Consider the following 24263-nt stretch of genomic DNA (forward strand, 5'->3'; position numbering starts at 1 on the left):
TGCGACGGTCAATAAACCTCGTAAGATCATTCACTTGGCTCCGTTTTTCGGAGCCTGCCGCCTCACTCCCTTTCGAAGAAGTCATGCATGCACCTGCGCAAAATTGCAGTTGGGCTGTCGGCCCTTGTTTTGCTTTCCACTGGGGTACAAGCCCGTGGCCTGCTGGACCTTATCAAGTTACCCGCCCCGGAACACGCCTCTCGCTCCGGCTCGATCAGCCAGCACGCGGCCCTCGACCTTTATTCCAGCAAAGAAAAACAGCCTTCATTCGACGGCTGCGTCGACCTGTTCCCAGGCGCCACGCCCATCAACACGGCCACCGTGCCCGCCACGATGAAACCCCTGGCCCTGTGTTCCGACAACTTTGCGGTGCTCTACTCGCAAACCAGCAAGACGCCGCTGGTGGTGGTCGAACGCTTGAATGCCGCCCAGTTGAAGGAGGCCAAAGGCGAGGAGCGCACCAACCAGTTCTACCCGGACCCGCGCATTCCCAAAGGCGCACGCGCGGAATTGAGCGACTACCGTGGCCAGCAACCGGCTGTGGATCGTGGCCACCAGTCCCCGGCTGCGGATGCGCCGAACGCCAATGCCATGGCCCAGTCTTTCGCGCTGTCGAACATGGTGCCGCAAGACCCCACCAACAACCGCAAGATCTGGAGCAAGGTCGAGGCGGACGTGCGCAAGTTTGCCGTGCGAGCCGGCGGCGATGTGTTTGTGTTTACCGGGCCGCTGTTTGACGCGGGCTACAGCACCGTCGGTGACAACAAGGTCTGGGTACCGACGCGCCTGTTCAAACTGGTCTACGACGCTTCGTCGAAACGCGCCTGGGCCTACGTGCTGCCCAATGCTGAAACCCGTATCCAAAAGCCGATGGACTACGACACCTTCGTGAAAAGCACCGGGCTCAAGTTGCTGGGTAATCTTCCGGTCACAGGCTCGGTGGGGCGCACGTGATGTGACACCCCCAATGCTGGCAGAACCGCCAGCCTTACTTGGCCTTCTTCAGCGCCTTCAACCGCAACGTCGCGCGTTGTACGGCGGCCATTTTCTCCGGGCGTTTCATGCGCTTCCACTTACGGATGTCGTCCTTGCTCCGTCCACAGCTGACGCATAGATCGCCACTGAGCTGGCAGGTGGAGATGCAGGGGTTTTCAATATCTTTAGCCAAGGTCTCACCTGGGTTTGCTAGGGGGCGCGCGGCTAGGCCGCACGAAATTCAACGGTGAGGTGGCTCACTTCATGCACCGGTTTGAGGCGCTCGCGAATGCTTTCGGCATCGGTGGTCGAGCGGCCCACCACGCTGACGATGGCCGCGTGCGCGTCGGGGCCGACGCGCCACACGTGCAGATCGGTAATCGTCGCATCACCGGGTTGTTCGACGAGTTCACGAATTTCTGCGGCGACGTGTTCATCGGTTTGATCCAGCAATACGCCAGCGGTCGTGCGCATCAAACTCCAGGACCACCGCGCAATCACCACCGCGCCGACGATACCCATCGCCGGGTCCAGCCACACCCAGCCCAGATAACGGCCGGCCAGCAACGCGGCGATGGCGAGCACAGAGGTCAGCGCATCGGCGAGCACATGCACGTAGGCTGAGCGCATGTTGTTGTCGTGGCCATGATGGTCGTGGTCGTGGTCATGATCATGCCCGTGGCTGTGACCGTGGCCCAGCAACAGCGCGCTGATGACATTTACTGCCAGCCCCACCACCGCAATCAGCGTGGCTGTACCAAACTGCACTTCAGCCGGCTGCAGCAAGCGCATCACCGACTCGACACCAATGCCCAAGGACACCAGCGCCAGGATAAGCGCCGAGGCGAAGCCACCCAAGTCGCCGACTTTGCCGGTGCCGAAGCTGTAGCGTGAGTTACTCGCATTACGCCTGGCGTAGGCGTAGGCCGCAGCGGCAATGCCCAGCGCCGCCGCATGGGTAGCCATGTGAAAGCCGTCCGCCATTAGCGCCATGGAACCGGTCAAGGCCCCGGCGGCAATTTCCGCGACCATCATCACCACCGTCAGCATCACCACCCACAGGGTGCGTTTGGCGTTTTCGTCATGGGCCGAACCGAGGAAGACATGTTCGTGTGTGTGAGCACTAGGGAGGGCGTTCATTTGGAGTACCGCCGAATGGCTTCCAGCAGTTCTTCAACGCCGCGTGCGCGGGCCTCCTCGCTGAGGGCGGGATCGGCCACATGCGCCCTGGCATGGTCTTCGATAATTTCTTCCATCAAGCCGTTGATGGCGCCGCGTGTGGCGGCCACCAGGTGCAGCGTCTTGGCGCAGTCGAGGTCCGACTCCAGCGCTCTTTCAACCGCCTGGATCTGCCCGGCGATGCGTTTGACGCGCTTGATCAAGCTGTCTTTGTTTGCGGCAATATGGCCCACAATATACCCCCCCTACCTATGAGGGGGCGGATCATTACATACCCCATCCCCCTATGCAACGTGGCGGCTGCGGCGAAGTTCTCAAGGCGGTTACTTGGGCCGATCCAACTGGCGCCTGAGGGTGTAAAGCGCCACGCCAACCGCCAGAATGCCGGACACCGCGCCGACCACCAGTGCCCAGCGCGGGCCCAGGTGGTCGGCCACCCAGCCGACGATGGGCGCGCCAATCGGCGTGCCACCCAGTGCAACGGCGACGCGCAGGGCGATCACCCGGCCGCGCATGGCCGGCTCAGTGGTGAGTTGCATCAAGCTGTTGGTGGTGTTGCTGAACGTCATCGCACCCACGCCGATGATCACCAGCGCAATCGCGAACATCCAGTAATTGGGCGCCAGGGCCGCCAGGAAACAGCCAAACCCGAACACCGCTGCACCGGTCAACAGTGACTTGAACTGCGGTCGTTCACTGCCCGCGGCAATCAACGCCCCGGCGATGGTGCCGATGGCCAGGGTCGACGTCAGCAGGCCGTAGCCACGCGCATCGGCATTGAACACGCTGACGGCCATGGTCGAGATAAAAATCGGGAAGTTCATGCCGAAGGTGCCGATTAGAAACAGCATCAGCAAGATCGCCTTCAGGTCCGGCCGCGCCCACACATAACGCATGCCCTCGGTAAGGCTGCCTTTGGTTCGTGGGGCGCGCGCCTTGGCATGCAGGCCCGATACCCGCAGGAAAAACAGTGACGCCAGCACCGCAAAAAAGCTCGAGCCATTGAGCAGGAACGCCCAGCCGGTGCCGACCGAGGCGATGGTCACGCCCGCCACCGCCGGGCCGATCATGCGCGCCATATTGAACGACGTTGAGTTGAGTGCGATGGCATTGGACAAGTCCTTCTCGCCCACCAGCTCCGCCACGAAAATCTGCCGCACCGGTGCATCGAATGCCGAGGCACACCCTGATAAAAACGCAAACACGTACACGTGCCAGAGCTGCACGAAGCCGGTGATGGTAAACACCCCCAGTGTCAGCGCCAGTATCCCCATGACCGCCTGGGTGGTGATCAGCAGCTTGCGTTGGTCGTAGTGGTCGGCCGCAAAACCGGTCCAGGGCAGCAACAACAGCTGCGGCCCGAACTGCAACGCCATGACGATGCCCACGGCGGCGGCGTTGTGCGGGGTGAGCTGGGTGAGCACCAGCCAGTCCTGGGCGGTGCGCTGCATCCAGGTGCCGACGTTGGACACCAATGCGCCAGCGGCCCAGATGCGGTAGTTGGGGCTGCGCAGGGAGCGGAAAGTACCGAGGAAACTCATGACGGCTTCAGTTCCCCCTTTTTTTGAGCAGCCCGAGGAGGGTCTGCGCCGTGCCCGATTCGCCCGGCGTGGGCAATACGTGTTGCAGGCTGTAGGCGTGCGCTTCGATGATCAGAGCAATTGTTGCGTCCAGCGAGGTGGCAGCCATGCTATTTCCTCAATCAGGTCGTTCAAAAATCAGCGAAGCGCTCCAGCCATTTCATCGCAGCGGCGAGTTCGTCGTGTGCCTGGGGCGACAGGTGTTCATTCAACGTTGCAGGCGTAGGAGCCATGCCCTGAATGGTACCAGTCTGGGTTTATACTTGCCGTCATCCAACTCTCCCGATTCAAACAGACTGAGATTCGCCATGAGCACCTCGCTTCCCCTGACGCCCGCGCGCAAGCCCTTCGCGCCGCTGGTGGCCTTTATCATCCTGGTAGTCGGCGCCGTGTTCCTGCAAAACAGCGTTGGCCCGCGCCAAGTACTGTTGCTGGTGGTCGGTGCCGCGCTGGGCTTGACCTTGTACCACGCCGCCTTCGGCTTCACTTCGGCCTGGCGTGTGTTTATCAATGATCGGCGCGGCGCTGGTTTGCGTGCGCAGATGGTGATGCTGGCCGTGGCGGTGCTGTTGTTTTTCCCGGCGCTGGGGGCCGGCACGTTGTTCGGTCAGCCTGTGGTTGGGCTGGTGGCGCCGGCCGGCGTGTCGGTGGTGTTTGGGGCGTTTATTTTCGGCATCGGCATGCAGTTGGGCGGCGGTTGTGCGTCGGGCACGCTGTTCACCGTGGGCGGCGGTAATGCGCGCATGCTGGTGACACTGTTGTTCTTTATTTGCGGTTCGTTGATCGCTACGCACCATGTTGATTGGTGGTTTGCGTTGCCGGCGTTCCCGGCGGTTTCAATTGTCAAAAGCTTCGGCGTGTTGCCGGCATTGGTCGTCAGCCTGGCTGCGTTCGGCCTTATCGCCGCCATCACCGTACGCCTGGAAAAACGCCGGCATGGCCAGCTTGAGGCGGGCGTAACCAGCGAACACATCGGTCTGCGCCGCTTCCTGCGCGGGCCATGGCCATTGGTGTGGGGCGCGATTGGCCTGGCACTGCTCAACTACGCGACCCTGGCATTGGCCGGGCGGCCGTGGGGCATTACTTCGGCGTTCGCGCTGTGGGGGGCCAAGGTGGCGAGCGGGTTGGGGGTTGATGTGGCCAGTTGGGCGTTCTGGCAGATGCCGGGCAATGCCAAGGCCCTCGCCGCGCCGGTATGGGAAGACATCACCAGCGTGATGGACATCGGCATCGTTCTTGGTGCGCTGTTGGCTGCAGGCCTGGCCGGGCGTTTCGCCCCCAGCCTGAACATCCCGGCGCGCTCGCTGGTGGCGGCGGTGATCGGTGGCTTGTTGCTGGGTTACGGGTCGCGGCTGGCGTACGGTTGCAATATCGGCGCGTACTTCAGCGGCATTGCCTCGGGCAGCCTGCATGGCTGGGTATGGTTGGTGGCGGCGTTTATCGGTAACAGCGTGGGCGTGCGGTTGCGGCCATGGTTTTTTGCGGGCGAGCGGCCGCAGGTGGCGTTGAGCGGTTGCTGAGCGCAAAACAACCAGTAGGGTACCCGCATGATTCGAGAACTAAGGACCTTTGTGAGCGCTGCGCGGCGCGGCACCTTTGCCGCTGCCGGCCAGCACGTGGGGCTGACGCAATCGGCCGTGAGCGCGCAGATCAAGCACCTTGAGGACGCGCTCGGGGTCAAGCTGTTCGATCGCACCGGCCGCTCTGCCACGCTCAACTCCGCAGGGCAGCGTGCGGTGCCGCTGGCGGAGGAGATCCTCGATATCTTCTCGCGTATGGGCACCCCCGACAGCGCGAACAACTTTCAGGGTTCGTTGCGTATCGGTGCCATCGGCAGTGTGCAAACCGGCCTCCTGCCCCAGGCGCTGGTGGCCCTCAAGCGTCGTGCGCCGTTCATTGAGGTCAACCTGGTGCCCGGCGTTTCGCTGAACTTGCTCAGCCAGGTCGACGCCGGCGAGCTGGACCTGGCGATCATGATCCGCCCGCCGTTCAACCTGCCCAAAGACCTGAGTGTCGAAGTCATTGCCCGCGAGCCCTTCGTACTGATCACCGCCAGGGACGTGCAGGGCGAGGACCCGTTGCAAATCCTTCGCGAGCAGCCCTTTGTGCGTTACGACCGCGGCTCGTTCGGCGGGCGCCAGGTCACGCAGTTTCTCAAGGAGCAAAAGCTACACACGCAACCAACCCTCGAACTCGACGAGCTGGATGCCATCGTCAAGATGGTCCGCAGCGGCCTCGGCGTTTCCCTGGTGCCCATGGCCGGCTTGTGGCTGGAGCACGACAGCGACGTGCGGGTATTGCGCCTGGACAAACTCACGTTCTTTCGTGAAATCGTGCTGCTGACCAAGTACACCCAGCGCCAACTGCCACTCTTCGAGTTATTCAGGGCGTGCGTCATGGAAGTGCTGGACGCTGCGAAGTAGGGCGCGAGCATCGAAAAAATTGAGGCTCAGGGTGAAAGATATCCGCTTTATCACCCCGTCGTTCTGGTGAAGAATCGTGTTCTAACCCACAGAACCTGCAGGTAGTCACCGTGAGCCTTTCGCCCTTTCATTTAGCGATTCCCGTCTACGACCTCGCCGCCGCTCGCCACTTCTACGGCGACGTGTTCGGGCTCTCCGAAGGCCGTTCCAGCGCCCAATGGGTCGATTTCGACTTCTACGGCCACCAGCTGGTTATCCACGAACACCCCAAGACTGAATCCCAGGCATCGGTGCACGCCAACTCGGTCGACGGCCACGACGTACCGGTCCCGCATTTCGGCATCATCCTGCACTGGGACCAGTGGGAAGCCTTGGCGGATCGGCTCAGAGCGCGTGAAACCCGGTTTGTGATCGAGCCCTACATTCGTTTCCAGGGCCAGGTGGGTGAGCAGGCCACCATGTTCCTGTTCGACCCCTGCGGCAACGCGCTGGAGTTCAAGGCGTTCAAGGACATGAGCCAGCTCTTCGCCAAGTAATTGCACACGCGTTGCCGGTTGTCATTGATGTCCGAATCGGTCCTTAAGTGGTCCGGCACGCGTCTGTTGCTCATTCGCTTGTGTGCCTACCATGGCTTGCATCACTCACCGTAATGCAAGCCCAGAGGACACATCATGAGCCGCAAAGCCCTTGTCGTAATCGATGCGCAACATTCGTTTCGCCATTCAACCTACTGGTCCGAAAATGACCTGCCGGATTACCTTGAAAAACAACAGGCGCTCATCGACGGGTGTGTTCAACAAGGCATCCCGGTGATACAAGTCTTCCATGTCGAAGACCAGGGGCATTTCTCGCTGGCGTCGGGCAATGTCAGGGCGTTGAGCGAGTTGTCGATCAACCCCGACTTGATCATCCACAAGCGCTACCACAGCGCCTTCGCTGGAACGCCGCTGGCGGCCCGGCTCACGGAGATGGGAGTTACCACGGTGATCATCAGTGGCATTCGGACCGAACAGTGCTGTGAAACCACCACGCGCCAGGCGTCGGACAGCGGCCTCAGTGTGGATTTCGTCAGCGAGGCGACGTTGACCTTCCCCATGACCCACGCCCGCAGCGGTCGGGTTTACACCCCGGCACAGATTCGCGAGCGCACTGAACTGGTACTGGAAGGGCGTTTTGCCCGCATCGTGACGGTGGCCCAGGCGTTGGAGGGGTGAATCCATGACGGTGCCGGTGCTGTTCGTACTCTTGCCCAACGTGCTGATGCTGGACCTGGCGGGCCCTGCCGAGGTGCTGCGCCTTGCCGCTCAAGTCGAGGACCCGGCGGCCATCGACTTCGATTTACAGTACGTCAGCCCGGTGCAATCCCTGCAAACGTCCATCGGCTTGCCCCTGACGGGACTGGCGCCGCTTCCGTCAACCCTGGCGCCGGGCACGCTGGTGGTGTTGGTGGGCTCGACCTCGAAGGTTACGCCGCAGCGCCGGCAGGCGTTCGAGTCGGCCAGCAATACGCTGACCCAGTGGCTGCAAAATGTATTCGCGCCGTCGGGTGAGCGGCTGGTGTGCGTTTGCGCAGGTGCCTTGAGTGCCGCCCGTGCAGGCCTGCTCGACGGACGCCAATGCACCACGCACCACGCGCTATGCCCGACGTTACAAGCCCTGGCCCCCAAGGCCCGGGTGTTGGAAAACCGCCTTTACGTCACCGACGGCCCGGTCAGTTGCAGCGCCGGTGTGACAGCGGGCATCGACCTGATGCTGCACCTTGTCGCTCAGCTGGCCGGGCCCCGGCTGGCCTGCGCCGTCGCGCGGGATATGGTGGTGTACATGCGTCGCAGCGGCGCCGATCCGCAGCTTTCGCCGTGGATAGCCGGGCGCAACCACCTGCACCCGGCCGTGCACCGGGTGCAGGACGCAATCGCCGCTGCGCCGTGTGAGGTGTGGACCGTCACGCGCATGGCCAGCCTGGCCTGCACCAGTAGCCGGCACCTGGCGCGTTTGTTCCACGAGCATGTCGGCATCAGTCCGCTGGACTATCTGCACACGCTGCGGTTAACCGTGGCCCGTGAGTTACTGGTTGAGTCGACCCTGGACATTGAAACCGTCGCCGAGCGCGCAGGCTTTGGTTCGGCCCGCCATCTGCGGCGCATCTGGGGCAAATATGAAGCGGGGACGCCTTCAGCTGGGCGTGTCGCCGGCGCTGGTTGAGGCTTGATCAGCCTCAGCGTCCAGTTTCGCGCGGTCGGCTTTGCTGATGTACTTATCTTTGCTTTTCGGCGCCAATTTGGCGCTGGCTTTTTTGGCTTTGGCCTTAAAGAGCTGCTTGAGTTTTTTCTGGCGATTCATGACGTGCTACTCAGCGGGTAATTGCTTGAATGATATCAGCTTAAGTCACTGACTCAGGTCTCGGCGTTAGGGCGTCGATACCTGCACACGTTCACCCTTGTTGTCGCCCTACATTGTCGTGCCGCTCGTTGACATTGCAAGGATGCTACAGTCGATTCGCCCGGTGGCCTTAAGGCGAGCCTGGGCTTCATCATTTTCATGTCGATTCAGGAAGGCACGCCCATGCAAACCACTCCTCCCGAAGGTTTACCTGTTTACCGGTTACTAACCGGTAAAGATGACGCATCGTTCTGTCATCGAGTCTCCGAAGCCCTCGCGCTGGGCTACCAGCTGTATGGCTCGCCCGCGGCCACCTTCAATGGCGAACACGTCGTGGTGGCTCAGGCTATCGTTTGGAACCCCGCCAAGTAGGTTGGGGATTTCCACTTCGAGACAACAGCGAAGGCAGACCAGGCGCGGTTCATTCCCCCAGCGCCACAGCGACCTCCTTCGCCACCTGCACAAACGCCCGAGACGCTGAAGACTGATAAACCCCTTTGCGCTGCATCAGCACCGCCGTCCGTTGCAGCCGCTCCGGCCCAAGCTCAATCGCCACCAACTCAGGATGCGCTCGCGCAATGGCCGCCGGCAGCAGCGTCGACAACGTGGTCCTGCGCACCACCTCGGTCAGCGCCCCAATCACATTCGCCTCCATCACCACGCGCGGGCGGATGCCGTGTTGGTTGCAATAGCGGTCGATCTGCTCACGCGTGGCGAACTCGGCGCTCAGCAGAATCAGTGCTTCTGCATTCAACGCCTCCAGCCCGATAGCCTGCGCCTCGGCCAGCGGGTGCTGATTACCCACCACCAGCGCGAGTGTTTCGACCAGCAGGGGATAGGCGTCGATATCCTGGGCATGCACCTCATCAAACGCGATGCCCACATCCAGCTCATCGGCCAGCAGTTGCAGCTCCATCTGTTCCTGGGCGACCTCACGCACGTTCAGCGTGATGTTCGGGTAACGGCGGTGAAACGCCTCGACCAGTGGCCCGACCAGGTACGTGGTGAAGGTCGGCGTGACTGCAATCCGCAGCGTCCCCCGGCTCAAGTCGCCGACGTCATGGATCGCACGTTTGCCTTCTTGCAGTTCCTGCGCCGCCCGCAGCGCGTATCGCAGGTAAACCTCCCCAGCATCGGTCAGGCGCGTCTTGCGTCCTGAGCGATCAAACAACTGCGCGCCAAGGCTTTCCTCCAGTTGTCGCACTTGCTGCGACAGCGCCGGCTGCGAGACATGCAGGGCCGCTGCGGCTTTGGTGAAACCTTGATGTTGCGCGACGGCGAGAAAGTACTGGATGTGTCGTGCCAGCATGTTTGCATCCATAAGATTATCTAATGTGCTGGATCATATATGAGACTTTTACCTTATTGCACGGGCTACGTAACCTTTGCTCCATCGCATCGCGAACCAATGGAGTCACCCATGCAAGACATCATCGACGGTTTCCTGAAATTTCAACGTAACGCCTTCCCCGAGCGTGCCGGCCTGTTCAAAGACCTGGCCAACCAACAGAGCCCACGGGCGCTGTTCATCTCCTGCTCCGACAGCCGCCTGGTGCCAGAGCTGGTCACGCAGCGTGAGCCCGGTGACCTGTTCGTCATCCGCAACGCCGGCAACATCGTGCCGTCCTACGGCCCCGAGCCGGGCGGCGTGTCGGCCTCGGTGGAATACGCCGTCGCCGCCTTGCAAGTCAGCGACATCGTGATTTGCGGGCACTCCGACTGCGGCGCGATGACCGCCATCGCCACCTGCAAATGCCTGGACCACATGCCCGCCGTGGCTGGCTGGTTGCGCTACGCCGACTCCGGCCGAGTCGTGAACGAGGCCCGCCAGCATGTCGACCAGCACGCCAAGGTCGCCTCCATGGTCCGCGAAAACGTCATCGCGCAGTTGGCCAACATCCAGACGCACCCTTCGGTACGCCTGGCCCTCGAAGAGAAGCGCGTGACGCTGCATGGCTGGGTCTACGACATCGAAAGCGGCTGCATCCAGGCCTTCGATGGCCGCACCGGCAAGTTCGTTGCCCTGGCCGACAACCCGACCGTACGCGCTGTTTCGTACTGACCCCGCAAGCGAAGAAAGTTAAAGGTGGCAGCGGGCTTGCCTGCGATGGCATCCCCTCGGTCTGCCTGGCACACCCAGTTGCCTGCATCGCAGGCAAGCCAGCTCCCACACTTGATCTTCGGCGCTGTCCCGATTGGCACTAGCCGTTTCACCCTTACTGTTTACCCACGGAGATAACCCCATGATCCAGTCACAAATCAGCCAAAACACTCGCCTTGCCCTGGCCGACGTCATCCTCCTGGCCAAAGCCCGCAAAGACCTGTCGTTCGCCCAGATCGCCGAAGGCACCGGCCTGCACGAAGCCTTCGTCACCGCCGCCTTGCTCGGCCAGCACCCACTGCCGGCCAATGCCGCCCAAGTGGTTGCCGACACCCTGGGTCTCGACGCCGATGCCGTGCTCCTGCTGCAAACCATTCCGGTGCGCGGCAGCATCGGCAACGGTATCCCGACCGACCCGACCATCTACCGCTTCTACGAAATGATTCAGGTCTACGGCACCACGCTCAAGGCGCTGGTTCACGAGAAATTTGGCGACGGCATCATCAGCGCCATCAACTTCAAGCTCGACATTAAAAAGGTCGACGACCCGGACGGCGGCTCCCGCGCCGTGATCACCCTGGATGGCAAATACCTGCCGACCAAACCGTTCTGATCCCGCTACCCATGAGCCCGGCGCTGCACAGGCGCCGGGTTCGACTTTCCTCACGATGCCGAAGAGGTCATCTGAAAATGAAAGCGTTACTTGTACTGATACTCGGCGTGTTTTGCGGCGCGGCGATGGCCGAAGAGCCACTCCCGGTCGAGCAATACAGCTATGCCCAGCACCTGGACATCGCCCGCGTGATTTCCACCAGCGAAGTGCCGGACGTCTGCGCGGTGGTGCCCGTGCGTATGACCTACGAAGACTCCCAGGGCCAGCAGCACATTCTCGAATACCACGTGATGGGTAACGGCTGCTCCAACGGTTGAGCCGTCCATTGTTTGTTTTTTACCGTTGCGCCCGGTGCGCCTGAGGGCCGCAACATTGAGGGTCGGATTCATGGATTTAATCTTTCGCAACGTACGCATTGATGACGCACAACCGCTGATGGACGTGGCGGTGCACAACGGCCACATCGTCGAGGTTGCGCCGAACATCGCAGCCCGGGCCCGGCAGGAAATCCAGGGCCACGGCAACGTGCTGATACCGGGTTTTGTCGAAGGGCACCTGCACCTGGAAAAAGCCCATGTCATGCACCGCAAAGCCAACCGCTCCGGCACCTTAAAAGAGGCGATAGCGGTCACCGCTGAACTCAAACCCACTTTGACCCGCGATGACATCCTCGAACGCTCCACCCAGGTACTGCGCGCACTGGTGCAGTCGGGCACCACCCACGTGCGCGCCCACGCCGAGTTCGACCCCGTACAAGGCTTTACCGGGTTCGATGTGGTGCTGGAACTGCGCGAAAAATTTCGCGACGTGATTGATATTCAAGTGGTCGCTTTCCCACAGGAAGGCATCCTCAAGCTACCGGGCATGCAGGCAATGATGGTCGAGGCCATGGAAAAAGGCGCCGATGTGGTGGGCGGCATTCCCTACAACGATGATTCGCCGCATGAACATATCGACTACGTGTTCAGCCTGGCCAAGCGTTACGGCAAGGACATCGACTTCCACCAGGATTTTGCCGACGACGCCGACCACATGAGCATTGAATACCTGGCACGCAAGACGATTCAGGAAGGCTACCAAGGCCGCGTGTGTGTCGGCCATCTGACCAGCTTGGGCGCCGTGCCGCCGCATAAACAGCGCGAGATTATTGCGCTGATTCGCGAGGCCGGCATCAGCGTCATGTGCCTGCCCGCCACCGACTTGCACCTGGGCGCGCGCGGCGACGGCCATAACGTGCGCCGCACCCTGACGCCGGTGCGGGCACTGCGTGACGGCGGTGTAAATGTGTGCCTGGCCACCAACAATATCCGCAACGCATTTACCCCATTTGGCACCGGCGATTTGCTCAATATTGCGCAACTGGCCATTCCTGCCTGCCACCTGGGCGGGGCGGATGACCAGGCCACGGTGTTGTCGATGCTCACCACAAGTCCGGCGAAAGCGCTGGGGCTGAAGGATTATGGGTTGGCGCCGGGTAAGGCTGCTGATTTGGTGTTGCTGGATACGCGTTCGGTGGGTGATGTGATTCTCGACTTGCCCGCGCGGTTGATGGTGCTTAAACGCGGGAGGGTCGTGGCGACGTCGGTCTGTCAGCGTTCGGTGGTTTTTTGACCCGGTAGGCTGGTCCTGGCCAGAAACTCGCTGATCTGCGCCACCACCTGCTGCTGAATCACCGCCCGTGGCCGAGCGCCTTCATCGTCCCGGCAAATCATGCCATCGCCGGGTGAGCTCTCTTCAATCAACGCCATCCCGCCCGGCTTGCAGATCGACATAAAGCTGAAGTGCGTGGCGTCGCTGATCTCCACATACTGCGTCGATGTGTTTGGCAGACGCTTGACCATGTCGGCGGACTCCAATTCCGGGGACATGTCCTCCGTGGGCACGCCACCCGCAATCACCAGCGCCGGTACCGGCAATGCGGCAAGGCTTGCACTGGTCAGGCCGCGTGACAGGCCCAGGTCCAAAGACACAATCGCGGTGACGCGCTTGTCGCTCAAATCAGCGGCCAGTTGTGCCTTGCCGGCTGGCGTGCCGGCGGGGTTCATCTCCTGGTAGCCGATGCAGCCACCCAATTTAGGGTGTTCGGCGCAGTCCCGGCTGAACAGGTCGGGGTCGAAACGCGCGCCAGCGATTTCCAGCACGGTCCAGCCGCCGAGGGAGTGGCCCACTGCCGCAATCTGATGTTCCGCCACCGCGCCAAATAGCTTCGGCTGAGCCAGCACCGCGTCAATCGCGCGGCTCAGGTCGGCCGGGCGTAGCCATAACTGGGCGGCGGCTTTTGGGCTGCGATCCTTGGTGGTGGTGCCCGGGTGGTTGACCGCCGCTACGATGTAACCCTTGTGCGCCAATGCGCTGGCCAGCCACACCTGCTTGCCCCAATTACCACCGTAACCGTGGGAAAGCACCACCAGCGGATGCTCGCCGGCAGCCGGCGCTGCATCGGGCACGGCGAGGGCGCCGATGAAGACCGCGTTGTCGGCGATCAGCTCGGGTTTGGCTGTGGCGGCGGCGGGGTACCAGACAGCCAGTTCCAGTGGGCGCTGGCTTTTTGTATCCGGCAGGGTGGCGGTTTTGAAACCGACGGGGCTTTCGGCAGCCAAGGCGGGTGTCGCCAGGCACAGCAGGAACAGGGCACGCAGCACTGTTTTCATTGTTTTTATCTTCCTTGATTGGGGTGGCGCATCATCACCTGAAATCCTGTCGCAATGCATCCCCTCCCGGGAAGCACACCACCTGTTCTGACTGCGTTGGAACGCACGCCTATGGCGCCGCGAAACCCTCGTAATCCAGGGAGATATGGTCGGCCTTCGGGTAACTGACATACACCACCACCGCGTCGCTGCTGACGACCAGCGCGTAGGGCCATTTACCGTTGGCCTTACGCATATCCTCATACAGCGGCAGGAAAAAGTCCTTGGTCTGACCGCGTGGATCGTAGGGCGCTTGCACCTGGAAAATCGGGTAGTGGCCGCTGTTGCACAGCTGGATGCGTTCGAGCTGGAAGTTGTTTTTCTCCAACAACGTGCGGGTCGGGTGCTGCCAGGTGGCGAGGTCCACATCGTGGCAGTCTTGGGCGGTGGTGGTGTAGAGCGTGGTGTCTTTGAGGGCGGGGAGGGCGTAAACCAGCCCGGGGAGAAATAACAGCAGCAAGGGGATATGACGTCGCATGGCGCGGTTCCGAGCAGGATAGGCGCGAGAGTGTAGAACTTTTTGCCGCTACAGTTTTGGGAGAGAACCACAACTAACTGCCGTTGAACCTTGGTATTGGCCAACACAGCCCCATAACTATTGTGTATCCATTGAGCGCAAGGACACACCATGACCAACCAAACCGAAACCGCCATCCTCGCCGGCGGCTGCTTCTGGGGCATGCAGGACCTGCTGCGCCGCTACCCCGGCGTGCTGAGCACCCGAGTCGGCTACACCGGCGGCGATGTGCCGAATGCCACTTATCGCAACCATGGCAATCATGCGGAAGCGATTGAAATCGTGTTTGACCCCGCAGTGATAACGTACCGGCAGATCCTTGAGTTCTTTTTCCAGATACACGACCCCAGCACGCCCAACCGGCAGGGCAATGACGTCGGCCCCGGCTATCGGTCGGCGATTTATTACCTGAGTGAACAACAACGCGACATCGCCGAAGACACCGCTGCGGATGTTGATGCGTCGAAGTTATGGCCAGGCCGTGTGGTGACTGAGATTGAGCCCGCGGGGCCGTTCTGGGAGGCGGAGCCGGAGCATCAGGATTATTTGGAGCGGATACCCAACGGCTATACCTGCCATTTCATACGGCCGAATTGGAAGTTGCCGAAGCGGGCTTGAGGGTGAGCAGTGCAAGCGAGCAATGGGGTGGGCGACGATTCGTGGTGAGCGGGAAATAGGCTGCTTTCGACCCGAAGCGGACGCCAAGGATTGCCGGCGGGGAGAGTTTCCTGATGCCTTTGTGCGCCGTATAGTGGCAATACTTTTTCGGTCAAAGGAATGACTATGAACCCGCTAAGCGGCCTACCCGTCGGTGTAATTGGCGACCGTGACACCGTAAATGTCACGTCGCATTGCGCGAAAAGGGGAACGCCATGCGTGCAGGCGTGATCCTTGCCGGGATTGGCACCACGTTGGCGCTGTTGTCTGCATCGCCAGCCCAGCCTGCACCCCTGCCGCCAGTCACTGTCAACCAGGGTGGTATCTCAGTGCTGGTACAAGGCTCGGGAACAGATATCATCTTAATTCCAGGATTTGCGTCGTCCTACGAAGTCTGGGCTGATTTGGCCTCCAGATTACGGCACAGCCACCGTCTCCATCTCGTGCAGGTAGCTGGCTTTGCCGGCTCGCCTGCCGTATCCAATCCAGACGGGGGAGTCGTTGCGCCGACGGTCGAGGCGATCGCTGAATACATCCGCAGCCAGCGCATCGAGGCGCCGGTCATCATCGGTCATTCGTTGGGTGGTGAGGTGGCGCTCATGCTGGGTGCGCGTCATCCCGATCAAGTGGGACGCCTGATGATTGTCGATGCGATGCCCTTTTATACGTTGCTCTTTGACCCCTCCGCGACCAGTGAGGCGGCGACCCCGCATGCTGCTGCGATGCGCGATGCGATGTTGGCGGCAACGCCTGAGCAGGCGCACGCCATGCAGCAGGCCGCCATCGCCCGTCTCGCTAAAACTGAAGCGGTCAGGCCAGGCCTGGTCGCAGCGGGGATGAACTCGGACCGAAAGACGATGGCCGATGCCATGTATGAGCTGATGGTCACCGACCTCCGGCCTGAGCTTGAACGCATCAAGGTGCCTGTCGAGGTCGTCTATGCCTACGACCCGCTTTACGGCGTAGAGGCATCCCACATTGATGCAATGTTCCATAACGCCTATGTCTCGACCCCAAACATCAGCTTCAGGCGCATTGACGGCAGTTTTCACTTCATCATGCTTGATCAGCCAGAACTGTTCGCCAGTGCTGTCATCAAGTTCCTGAACCGGTGAGCGGCGGCGGGGTTGCTAGAGTGATGAATCGCCGTTAAGGGCACAGAATTCGTTGCCGTGCTTGCAGGTCACCGACCGTCCGTTTTGGCCGATTGCTGCCTGTCGTGAAGGGCTGTAAAAACGCTTAGCGATGTTCAAAGATGTTTTAGAGAGAGGTGGAGTGACTCATGCGAATCGCCTGCCTACATACAGCTGAAAGCAACGTGACGGTCTTCGACTCGGCTGCGAAGGCGCTTGGAATTGGGCTAAATATTTTGCAGCATGAGGTTCGTGCTGATCTCCTGGCAGCGGCCGAGCGTTCAGGCGGACTGACTGCGTGTATATCGAATGCAACGCAGCAAGCGCTTCTTTCACTCGCTCACCATGCTGACGCAGTTTTACTCACATGTTCGACCTTAGGCCCGTCTATCGAAGGCCTTACAAAGAGCACTTCACCCACAATTATGAGAGCGGATGAAGCTCTGGCTTGCGCTGCTGTTAATGCGGGTTCGGCGGGTCTTAAAATCGTGGTTTTGTGTGCTGTCGAGACGACTGTCGATCCCACATCGCGTCTTTTCATGCGCGCTGCAGAGAGATCCAAAGCGTTGATTGAAATTCGACTTGTTTGCGGGGCTTGGGCACTATTTAAATCCGGTGACTTCATAGGGTATCTAGCCGCTGTTGCCGAGGCAGTGGACCGAGCATACCTCGACGGCGCATCAGTGGTCGCCTTGGGACAAGCTTCAATGAGTGGAGCTGCATCACTCGTGACAACGGGTCCTTCCCCGCTCACCAGTGCAACGGAAGGCTTGAAGGCAGCAGTGAAAGCCGCATCGGGTCACGGGAAAATAGAAAGGAACTAGGGGGCTGCCCCCGACCTCGCATATTGGTCACGCCAAGAGCCTGCGCAGAGCGCAAAACATGCCAATTTCACTCAGTCAAAACGCCCCTGTCACGTTAGTGCGCGCTCAACACAGCGACATGGACGACCTCGTCGCCATTCGAATTGAGGCTATGCGCGACAGCCTGGAGCGTGCCGGGCGATTCGATCCGGTACGCGCGCGCGAGCGGTTTGTTAGCAGTTTTGAAGCGCGCAACACGCGTTACATTGAAGTAGCTGGAGACCGAGTGGGTTTTGTAGTGGTCAAGCATCACCGCGATGAACTCATGCTCGACCACCTGTACGTGATACCCCGTGCGCAAGGATCAGGAGTAGGTGCTGCTGTGCTCACGCAGATTTTCAAAGAGGCGGATGCGGCCGCGCTTCCTATTAAAGTAGGTGCTCTCAAGGAAAGTGCCTCGAATCGTTTTTATACTCGCCATGGTTTCCAATTCGTCGAAAGCGGCGAATTCGATAATTACTATGTCCGTCAGAGCGCTACGGCGGCCCAATCGTGACGGTTTAATGGGTGCCAAGGCGATCGCCAATAACATGATTTAAAGGGATTTAGTTGTGAACATAATGGATGATTTAAAGGTCAGGTACCCCGGTGCCACGGCATGGTCATTTGGGGATACTCCAGAAATGGCCGATGAACTCGCCGAACGGGTTGCTAAAGGCATAAAAACAGCCACCTGTTGCTCGCTCTCATCATTCAAACATGAAGATGAATCATCCACTATTGGCGGTTACAGCATCGTCCTCAACAGTCAGGGCGAGCCGGTATGTGTCATTCGAGTTATTTCGATGCATATCATTCGTTACTGCGACGTCGATCAAGACCTAGCCAGAAAGGAAGGCGAAGGGGATCTCAGTCTCAGGTACTGGAAGCAGGGCCATAAAGATTTTTTCCAACGAGAGGGGGCGTTCGACGAGGCTATGGAACTTGTGGCAGAAGAATTTGAGTTGGTGGAAGTATTGTAGAGGACAAGGTCCTCTAGCCAACGGCCTCTAGCCTATATATAGGGTTGAGAAGGCTAGGAAGTTGGGGTAGACCACTGTTCTTCCTACGTGATGTGGTGGAGTAAACCGCAGCCGTCATCTGGAGAAAAGCGCTGACCAACTATCGCCGAATAGGGCGATGCCCAGGCCTGCCAGCATCACCATCGAGCCGACCAACTTGACGGGAAACACCGGTCTTTCAACTGCCCCCATCAGCCCAAAATGATCGATAGCCAGCGACGATGTAATCTGCCCGGCGATAGCGAGCCCAAGCAATGCTGACAAGCCGATTTTGGGCGCAAGCACCACGTAACTGAGCAGCGCACCGGCACCGAGCAGTCCGCCCAGCAGGCTCCACCAGGGCTGGGTCGGTATGGCTGCCAGTGAGGTTAATGTTCCGCCCCGCATCAGTGAACATATGCCGAGGCACACCGCACCGGCGGTAAAGGAGAATAGAGCTGCCGCTACCGAATCGCCCCCTACACCTTTAGCGAGTTGACCGTTCAGCGTGGTCTGCAGGGTTATGCCCAGTCCTGCGCCGATGGCCAACAGGTGATAGGCTGCACTCATTTCGCGCCTCCTTACCGGGCCGTTTCAAGCGGCACGAACGTTTCGGAAAAAATGTCAGGTTGGTAGCCAGCAGCGGCAAATAGATGCTCACGGGATTCGTCGATCGCCGCACGCAGCCGCACGCAGCCGCTCGCTGCCCACGCCCAGTACCTTGCCGTTGCGCTTGACGATGCGTCCGCCAATCATGACCGTGTCAACATTGCTGCGTTCGGCCGCGTGTACCACGGTGCCGAATGCATTGCCCGACGGGTAGAGGTTGAGGTCCTGTGCATTGATAAGGATCAGATCAGCCTGTTTTCCGGGGGTGAGGCTGCCGATTTTGTCCTGCAGTCCTGCACAGGCAGCGCCGTCGGCAGTGGCGGCTTTCAGCAGGTTATGGGCAGGCAGTGTCACCGGATGATGTTCTAACCCGCAGCAACGTTGCTGGTGCATGCCCATGACGCGTTGCAGGTAAAACGCCACGCGCATCTCCATAAACATGTCGCCACTGTAGGACGTTTCGTTATCCACGCTCAGCCCCGGGCGGATACCGTGACGCAGGGCTGACTGCATGGCGAACATGCCATCCTCGATGCCGTAGTGGGCATCGGAGCGCGGGCATACGTTGACCCGTACGCCAGCATCGCGAAGGATTTGCCATCCTGCGTCCGGCAGCGCGGTGCAGTGGTTAAAGATGTTATCGGGGCGCAGCAGTCCTTCCCGGTGCAGCCCTTGCAGCTCAGCGGCCATTTCTCCGCCAAAAAACTCGGTGATAATCGGCAGGCCCAGCCGCCGGGCTTCAGCCCACAGCTCAGGTTCCAGCTGTGCCATCACCGCCAGCGAGACCAGCTCGTTGTCCCCGGGTTTGAAATATTTTTCCTGCAGGCGCTCCAGGTTGCCGGGCCAGTGGGCTTTGTCCCACTCCCCAGAAACCGGCGCGCCGGAGGCGTGTATGGACCGGATTCCAGCGTCAAGCAGGGCCTCGACCGCTGCGTCGGAGTGCGCGCCGGTGCGGCTGTTGTGCGAGTTATCAACCACGGTGGTGATGCCAGCATCGATGCAGCCCAAGGCGGTCAGCAGGTTGCCGATATACATGTCGGCCGGACGATAGTATTTGGCAAACGAGTAATGCGTTGCGTTGCAGTAGTCTTCAAGCGTTTCGGCATTCGGATTCAGCCGGCGCAGTTGCCCCTCCCAGGCGTGGCGATGCGTATCGACCATGCCCGGCATGGCAATCATGCCGGATGCCTCAATAACCATGGCGTCGTCGGCCTCGATGTTTTCATGTATGGCCGTGATGGTGCTGCCGTCGATGAGGATATCGCCGCGCACCAGATTGCCTATATCAGCGTCCATGCTGAGCACAGTGGCTCCGCGGATAAGGGTGCGGCCGGCCGGTGAGGCAGGGGCCTGCATGATGTTGCGGCTATATTCAGTCATTTCGCTTCACGTTTTGAATGTCGTGAAGAAAAGATACGGAATGTGATACTCCCGAAAAAGAGGGCTAAACTGTTTTGATTATTCAGCAATCACGAACAATAGTGTTCAGGCGGTTGCTTCCGTTGTGGCTCATGGAAAAAAATGGACCGTATCCAGGCAATGCAGGTTTTCGTCCGTGTGGCAGAGGCGGGGAGCTTTATTCACGCGGCGCAAACGCTCTCTTTGCCGGCGTCAACGGTGACCAGCAGTATTAAAACTCTGGAAAAGTACCTGCAGGTGCGCCTGCTCAACAGAACAACGCGGCAGGTCAGCCTCACATCCGAGGGGGCACGTTACCTGGCGCAATGCCGGGAAATACTCGAACTGATTGAGCAGACGGAGTCCGGCCTGACGGATTCTGCAAAACGACCGCAGGGGCGTTTGCGGGTTGATATGCCGGGCGGCATTGCACATTTTATTGTCATGCCGAACCTGAAAGACTTTTACCGGCGATACCCGGATATCTACCTGATGATAGGCGTTAATGATCGGCAGGTGGATCTCGTTCAGGAGGGGATTGATTGCGTCATTCGCACAGGCGAACTCAATGACTCAACGCTCGTTGCACGCCCCCTCGGACAGTTTCGCTGGGTGACGTGTGCTTCTGCGGCCTATCTCAACGATAACGGTATTCCCCAGACCCCGGACGACTTGTCTCACCACCGGGCCATTCATTATTTTTCAGGCAACTCCAGGCGAACGGGTGAAATGTGCTTCTTAAGCGGCACTCAAAAAATCTCAGTCCCGGTCAACGGTACTGCGGCGGTGAATGAGACAGGACTCTACATAAAACTGTGTCTTGAAGGTTTCGGGCTGGTGCAGCTTGCGGAGAGGGTGGTCTCGGAGCATCTGCAGGAGGGGCGGCTGATCGAGGTGCTCGCGGACTGGCAGCCTGCGTCCGTGCCTGTCACCTTGCTCTATCCGCATCAACGTTTTCTCTCGCCAGCCGTGAGCGCATTTGCTGATTGGGTAACCGAACTTATCCGCGACGGCAATTCGGCAATTGGCGAATAAGGGGAAGGCTGCCTTTTCCCCTGGCTCAGACCCAGTCAGTTCGACGATGAAACAAATTCAAGGTGGACGTTTCGCCCGACCAGCATGCCGGTGAATGCGCTGGCAACGGCGAGTGCTGAAGTGATTAATAGCGGAGCTCTACGGCCCCCCAGTCCAGAATAAGGAAATTATGAAGCCTCTTTACCTGTGTTCAATTCTGCTGCTGGCAGGCTGCGCCCCAGCGCCGAAATACCTCGTGCCCGCGGGGGCGCCTCACGCGCTTATCCGCAGCGAATTAGTGTCGATGGAGAATTATCGAAACGGTGTGTCGCTGGTCGAGGCGGATGCCATCGGCTGCAAATACGGCAAACCCGTGGCGACTGCGTCGGGGGAGGGCAAGCAGCTGGTTTCCGTTCACAAGAATGTATCGACGCCGGAGGGCTTTTTTCCGATTGAAGCCGGCAAGCCGCTGCACTTGGAGTTGCGCGGCGCGGCCAATGCCAATCGCTCGTGCAGCATATCGTTTGTCAGCGAATTTGCACCGGGCGCACGTTACGTGATTAAAGGCGGGATTGTCGACATCCCGGGCTCGCTAAGCCGTTGTTACATTGACATATTCAATGTCGATTCGGGCGCGCGCGTCCCCATGGCCAATGAGCCGAAAATGGAGAGCAATTGTGCGCAGGATCGGCTACCGACGCTCTAGTGGGAAATTTCACCCTGCCTGACGCTCCCATGTGCGTTCGACTTAACCCTTTATGTGCATCATTTTTGACCGGCAAGATGAGTGGAGACATGACCGGCAGCAATCGGCCGAGGCTGTGTAAAAACGTTTTTGAGCGCGCCAAGTGCTCAAAACCGGACTGGAAATCGCGTTTCTAAGCGAAATCCACATCTGCAGACGTGCCGATAAATTTCAGATTTAACGTAGACGCGCACACTTCAATTTTGGCGAAGCGTTTTTACACACTCTGGGCCGGTTGCTGCCGTTCGCGACCGGCAACTCTCGGCCAACATCGACCTTTCACCGCCATAAATGAATGACCCAATACAGTCCTGTTTTTTCATGTCTTTCACCCCGCGACTGTCAGCAGGGCATGTGTATTAGACGCCCTCGGACACTAACCCAGTAAAGCCACAAAAAAGCGCCGATTCGTCATCAAGGGCATTGCGACGAATCGGCGATTTTTCGGGTCGTGCTGTTGAACGTTTAGCCGCCTGTTACAGCGGCCTCGCGCTCCATCAGTCTATCGATCAATAAAACCCCCAATTCACTCAACTGGTGAATCGCCAGCGCCACATCGCGCTGTTTCCCGGTCAAGTCCTCCGACAGGTCGAGCAGCAAGGCGGTGACGGAGGAAAAGGTTTCATAGCTGTTGGTGATCAGGGTTTCGCTGCTGGCGTCGACGGCAACGCTGAATAAACCCGGCGGTGATGAAGGTGGGGCGGTTTCTGGATTGAGATAGCGATCAATCGCACGATGTGCAGCCTGATTGAGTTTCAGATCCGGTTCGTTCGGAGGGTTGGGCGTAACTTTGAACATACTTGGAATTTCCCACTTTAGGGCCGCCACCTCTGAGCTACTAAACAAAGGGGTGGCAGCTGTGCGCAGGTTAGTAGACCGGGGAATTCCAAGAAAGCCGGCGCGCCCGAGGACGCCCTGCACACAGCCACCATCAAGCACGGACTAGACCGTCCGACAGATGATGCTCATGCACTGACTGGAATAACCCCAGGCTACTAAACCCGATCACTGAGTGTTCAGCGACCGAGCAACCTTAGAGACGCCCACTCAAGCGCACAAGCCGGCGGATTCTGACGCAAGCGTAGGCAAGGGAGCAAGGCGCTGTCGCCTCGGACTTTGCTGTTTCAGGGCTTGTTGTAGGACATGTACTCATTCTGCAAAACAATATGATCGGCCACGTACTTCGCATCGTGCCAAACCCCATAGATAAACGACGACGCGCGGTTCACCAGGTTCGGCAGGCCGAGGAAGTAAATCCCGCTCTGTGCCGAGATCCCGCGCTTGTGGAACGGCTCGCCTTTTTCGTCAAACGCATCGACCTTCAACCAGCTGAAATCGAACGTGAAGCCGGTGGCCCAGAGAATGGTGGTCACGCCCGCTGCGGCCAGGTCCAGGCTGAGGATAGGGTTAACCAGGCACTCCGGGTCTGGCAGCAGTTCCCAGGCGTCGGGTTCGAGGGGGAACGGTAAACCGTTGGCTTCGATATAGGCGTCGGCGTCGCGCAGTACATCAAAGTAGGCGCGGTCGCCTTCGGCCACGTTGTCGGCCAGGCCCGGTGCAAAGGTCATCACGCCGTCGTCCCAGCTGCGCGTCACGCCTACCAGGTTGATGCCTTGGTGTGCCAGGCGGCGGAAGTCGACGGTCTTACCGCCTTCGTAGCCGCTGACGGCAAAGGCCACGTGCTTTTTCTTCGGCTGTATTTTGACTTCGTCCCACAAGCCCAGGGCGCCAAGCCACCAGCAATAGTCACGGCTGCGGTAGGCGCGGGGCGGGCGGTAGTGTTCGCCCACGGAGAGGTACACGGTCTTGCCGGCCTTTTGCAGTTCTTCGGCGATTTGCGAACCGGAGGCGCCGGCGCCTACAACCAGTACCGCGCCTTCGGGCAACTGAGCAGGATTTTTGTAGGAGGATGAATGCAGTTGATGCAACGGCGCAGTGGCGGGAACGATAGTCGGCATCGACGGGCGTTGGAACGGGCCGGTGGCGGCCACGACATTATTGGCCTCGATCACGCCTGCGGAGGTGGTGACTTTGAAGCCGGGGCGGCCCACCTGGCGTTCCACTTGCTGGACTTCCACACCGGTGCGCACAGGGGCCTGCAATTTTTGAACGTAGGCTTCGAAGTAGTCGGCCATGCGCTCTTTGGGCGGGAAGGCTTCGGGGGAGATGCCTTCGAATTTCAGCCCCGGAAAGCGGTCGTGCCAGGCCGGGCCGTTGGCGACCAGCGAATCCCAACGCTCCGAGCGCCAACGTTCGGCGATGCGGTGGCGCTCCAGCACGATGTGCGGCACGCCCATCAGGGACAGGTGTTCGCTCATGGCGACGCCGGCCTGGCCTGCGCCGACTACCAGGGTGTTGATTGTTTCGACGGTCATTGGCGTTTCCTGAGAGTAAGAGGTTGTCTGTA

General features: G+C 59.8%; 31 protein-coding genes. 18 read left to right on the forward strand and 13 right to left on the reverse strand.

Translation table 11 applies throughout. From position 1 onward, the window contains the following. The first annotated feature begins 87 nt into the window (after positions 1-87). A complete protein-coding gene (locus ACI77D_RS03675; protein ID WP_262665675.1) occupies positions 88-954 on the forward strand; it encodes a DNA/RNA non-specific endonuclease in 867 nt (288 codons plus the stop codon). 34 nt (positions 955-988) lie between these two features. On the opposite strand, the gene ACI77D_RS03680 is transcribed toward ACI77D_RS03675, so the two are convergent. The 5 genes from ACI77D_RS03680 to ACI77D_RS03700 form a co-directional block, all read right to left on the reverse strand. Then, positions 989-1168, reverse strand: coding sequence for a DUF1289 domain-containing protein (locus tag ACI77D_RS03680; RefSeq protein WP_064453335.1), 180 nt, complete (start codon positions 1166-1168; stop codon positions 989-991). A gap of 32 nt (positions 1169-1200) precedes the next feature. After that, on the reverse strand, positions 1201-2115 hold the full coding sequence (gene dmeF, locus ACI77D_RS03685) for a CDF family Co(II)/Ni(II) efflux transporter DmeF (RefSeq protein ID WP_221295290.1): 915 nt from the start codon (positions 2113-2115) through the stop codon (positions 1201-1203). Then, positions 2112-2387, reverse strand: coding sequence for a metal/formaldehyde-sensitive transcriptional repressor (locus tag ACI77D_RS03690; protein WP_064453333.1), 276 nt, complete (start codon positions 2385-2387; stop codon positions 2112-2114). Before ACI77D_RS03690 ends, dmeF begins: the two co-directional genes overlap by 4 nt. Before the next feature lie 90 nt (positions 2388-2477). Beyond that, positions 2478-3695, reverse strand: coding sequence for an MFS transporter (locus ACI77D_RS03695; RefSeq protein WP_407016069.1), 1218 nt, complete (start codon positions 3693-3695; stop codon positions 2478-2480). 7 nt (positions 3696-3702) lie between these two features. Then, the gene (locus tag ACI77D_RS03700; protein ID WP_156526298.1) at positions 3703-3843 is read right to left on the reverse strand and encodes a hypothetical protein; all 141 of its coding nucleotides are present in this window, start codon (positions 3841-3843) and stop codon (positions 3703-3705) included. Between the two features lie 199 nt (positions 3844-4042). Between ACI77D_RS03700 and ACI77D_RS03705 the strand changes: the two genes are divergently transcribed. From ACI77D_RS03705 to ACI77D_RS03725, 5 genes are all read left to right on the forward strand, one after another. Further along, positions 4043-5254, forward strand: a complete 1212-nt coding sequence (locus tag ACI77D_RS03705) for a YeeE/YedE family protein (RefSeq protein WP_407016070.1) — start codon at positions 4043-4045, stop codon at positions 5252-5254. 27 nt (positions 5255-5281) lie between these two features. Continuing rightward, positions 5282-6157 (forward strand): LysR family transcriptional regulator, encoded by an 876-nt coding sequence (locus ACI77D_RS03710; protein WP_064453330.1) that lies wholly within the window; start codon positions 5282-5284, stop codon positions 6155-6157. A 110-nt stretch (positions 6158-6267) separates the two neighbouring features. After that, a complete protein-coding gene (locus ACI77D_RS03715) occupies positions 6268-6693 on the forward strand; it encodes a VOC family protein (protein WP_064453329.1) in 426 nt (141 codons plus the stop codon). Between the two features lie 135 nt (positions 6694-6828). Then, positions 6829-7371 carry a cysteine hydrolase family protein gene (locus tag ACI77D_RS03720; protein WP_064453328.1) on the forward strand — a complete coding sequence of 181 codons (543 nt, stop codon included), beginning with the start codon at positions 6829-6831 and terminating at the stop codon, positions 7369-7371. A gap of 4 nt (positions 7372-7375) precedes the next feature. Further along, positions 7376-8359, forward strand: coding sequence for a GlxA family transcriptional regulator (locus ACI77D_RS03725; protein WP_064453327.1), 984 nt, complete (start codon positions 7376-7378; stop codon positions 8357-8359). Here the strand turns inward: ACI77D_RS03725 and ACI77D_RS03730 are convergent. Continuing rightward, positions 8330-8497 (reverse strand): DUF2986 domain-containing protein, encoded by a 168-nt coding sequence (locus ACI77D_RS03730; RefSeq protein ID WP_064502998.1) that lies wholly within the window; start codon positions 8495-8497, stop codon positions 8330-8332. The two genes, ACI77D_RS03725 and ACI77D_RS03730, sit on opposite strands and share 30 nt — an antisense overlap. Positions 8498-8719: 222 nt before the next feature. Between ACI77D_RS03730 and ACI77D_RS03735 the strand changes: the two genes are divergently transcribed. Next, positions 8720-8908, forward strand: a complete 189-nt coding sequence (locus ACI77D_RS03735; RefSeq protein WP_064453326.1) for a DUF1737 domain-containing protein — start codon at positions 8720-8722, stop codon at positions 8906-8908. 49 nt (positions 8909-8957) lie between these two features. Here ACI77D_RS03735 and cynR read toward each other — a convergent pair whose 3' ends face one another. Then, positions 8958-9845, reverse strand: a complete 888-nt coding sequence (gene cynR / locus ACI77D_RS03740; RefSeq protein ID WP_221295286.1) for a transcriptional regulator CynR — start codon at positions 9843-9845, stop codon at positions 8958-8960. A 111-nt stretch (positions 9846-9956) separates the two neighbouring features. Here cynR and ACI77D_RS03745 point away from each other — a divergent pair, with 111 nt between their 5' ends. The 4 genes from ACI77D_RS03745 (at position 9957) to ACI77D_RS03760 (ending at position 12861) form a co-directional block, all read left to right on the forward strand. Further along, positions 9957-10598 (forward strand): carbonic anhydrase, encoded by a 642-nt coding sequence (locus ACI77D_RS03745; RefSeq protein WP_064453324.1) that lies wholly within the window; start codon positions 9957-9959, stop codon positions 10596-10598. 181 nt (positions 10599-10779) lie between these two features. Next, the gene (gene cynS / locus ACI77D_RS03750) at positions 10780-11250 is read left to right on the forward strand and encodes a cyanase (protein ID WP_221295285.1); all 471 of its coding nucleotides are present in this window, start codon (positions 10780-10782) and stop codon (positions 11248-11250) included. 77 nt (positions 11251-11327) lie between these two features. Beyond that, complete coding sequence (locus ACI77D_RS03755; protein WP_407016071.1) at positions 11328-11567, forward strand: DUF2790 domain-containing protein; 240 nt, start codon at positions 11328-11330, stop codon at positions 11565-11567. A 70-nt stretch (positions 11568-11637) separates the two neighbouring features. Then, positions 11638-12861 (forward strand): amidohydrolase family protein, encoded by a 1224-nt coding sequence (locus tag ACI77D_RS03760; protein WP_221295283.1) that lies wholly within the window; start codon positions 11638-11640, stop codon positions 12859-12861. Here the strand turns inward: ACI77D_RS03760 and ACI77D_RS03765 are convergent. Continuing rightward, on the reverse strand, positions 12840-13901 hold the full coding sequence (locus ACI77D_RS03765; protein ID WP_407016072.1) for an alpha/beta hydrolase family protein: 1062 nt from the start codon (positions 13899-13901) through the stop codon (positions 12840-12842). The two genes, ACI77D_RS03760 and ACI77D_RS03765, sit on opposite strands and share 22 nt — an antisense overlap. Before the next feature lie 109 nt (positions 13902-14010). Beyond that, a complete protein-coding gene (locus ACI77D_RS03770) occupies positions 14011-14418 on the reverse strand; it encodes a hypothetical protein (RefSeq protein WP_407016073.1) in 408 nt (135 codons plus the stop codon). Between the two features lie 150 nt (positions 14419-14568). On the opposite strand from ACI77D_RS03770, the gene msrA reads away from it, so the two are divergent. From msrA to ACI77D_RS03795, 5 genes are all read left to right on the forward strand, one after another. Continuing rightward, positions 14569-15075, forward strand: coding sequence for a peptide-methionine (S)-S-oxide reductase MsrA (msrA, locus tag ACI77D_RS03775; RefSeq protein ID WP_064453318.1), 507 nt, complete (start codon positions 14569-14571; stop codon positions 15073-15075). Positions 15076-15329: 254 nt separating this feature from the next. Next, positions 15330-16229 carry an alpha/beta fold hydrolase gene (locus ACI77D_RS03780; RefSeq protein WP_407016074.1) on the forward strand — a complete coding sequence of 300 codons (900 nt, stop codon included), beginning with the start codon at positions 15330-15332 and terminating at the stop codon, positions 16227-16229. A 167-nt stretch (positions 16230-16396) separates the two neighbouring features. Next, positions 16397-17071, forward strand: coding sequence for an Asp/Glu racemase (locus ACI77D_RS03785; RefSeq protein WP_262665660.1), 675 nt, complete (start codon positions 16397-16399; stop codon positions 17069-17071). Positions 17072-17129: 58 nt separating this feature from the next. Further along, positions 17130-17606 (forward strand): GNAT family N-acetyltransferase, encoded by a 477-nt coding sequence (locus tag ACI77D_RS03790; protein WP_221295281.1) that lies wholly within the window; start codon positions 17130-17132, stop codon positions 17604-17606. Between the two features lie 127 nt (positions 17607-17733). Next, on the forward strand, positions 17734-18072 hold the full coding sequence (locus ACI77D_RS03795; protein ID WP_407016075.1) for an ASCH domain-containing protein: 339 nt from the start codon (positions 17734-17736) through the stop codon (positions 18070-18072). A gap of 114 nt (positions 18073-18186) precedes the next feature. Here ACI77D_RS03795 and ACI77D_RS03800 read toward each other — a convergent pair whose 3' ends face one another. Both ACI77D_RS03800 and ACI77D_RS03805 read right to left on the reverse strand, forming a co-directional pair. Beyond that, positions 18187-18660 (reverse strand): DMT family transporter, encoded by a 474-nt coding sequence (locus ACI77D_RS03800; protein ID WP_407016076.1) that lies wholly within the window; start codon positions 18658-18660, stop codon positions 18187-18189. A gap of 87 nt (positions 18661-18747) precedes the next feature. Continuing rightward, positions 18748-20079 (reverse strand): amidohydrolase family protein, encoded by a 1332-nt coding sequence (locus tag ACI77D_RS03805; protein ID WP_407016077.1) that lies wholly within the window; start codon positions 20077-20079, stop codon positions 18748-18750. Positions 20080-20220: 141 nt separating this feature from the next. Between ACI77D_RS03805 and ACI77D_RS03810 the strand changes: the two genes are divergently transcribed. Continuing rightward, on the forward strand, positions 20221-21132 hold the full coding sequence (locus ACI77D_RS03810; RefSeq protein ID WP_407016078.1) for a LysR family transcriptional regulator: 912 nt from the start codon (positions 20221-20223) through the stop codon (positions 21130-21132). Positions 21133-21301: 169 nt separating this feature from the next. Then, positions 21302-21817 carry a hypothetical protein gene (locus ACI77D_RS03815; protein WP_221295279.1) on the forward strand — a complete coding sequence of 172 codons (516 nt, stop codon included), beginning with the start codon at positions 21302-21304 and terminating at the stop codon, positions 21815-21817. A gap of 504 nt (positions 21818-22321) precedes the next feature. On the opposite strand, the gene ACI77D_RS03820 is transcribed toward ACI77D_RS03815, so the two are convergent. Together ACI77D_RS03820 and ACI77D_RS03825 are read right to left on the reverse strand one after the other, a co-directional pair. Continuing rightward, complete coding sequence (locus ACI77D_RS03820) at positions 22322-22654, reverse strand: DUF6124 family protein (RefSeq protein ID WP_221296118.1); 333 nt, start codon at positions 22652-22654, stop codon at positions 22322-22324. A gap of 326 nt (positions 22655-22980) precedes the next feature. Next, entirely contained in the window at positions 22981-24231 is a 1251-nt protein-coding gene (locus ACI77D_RS03825; protein ID WP_407016079.1) for a flavin-containing monooxygenase, read from the reverse strand. Between the last annotated feature and the right edge of the window lie 32 nt (positions 24232-24263).

The sequence above is a fragment of the Pseudomonas sp. O39 genome (genome assembly GCF_045447295.1).
Classification (GTDB): Bacteria; Pseudomonadota; Gammaproteobacteria; order Pseudomonadales; family Pseudomonadaceae; genus Aquipseudomonas; species Aquipseudomonas antarctica_A.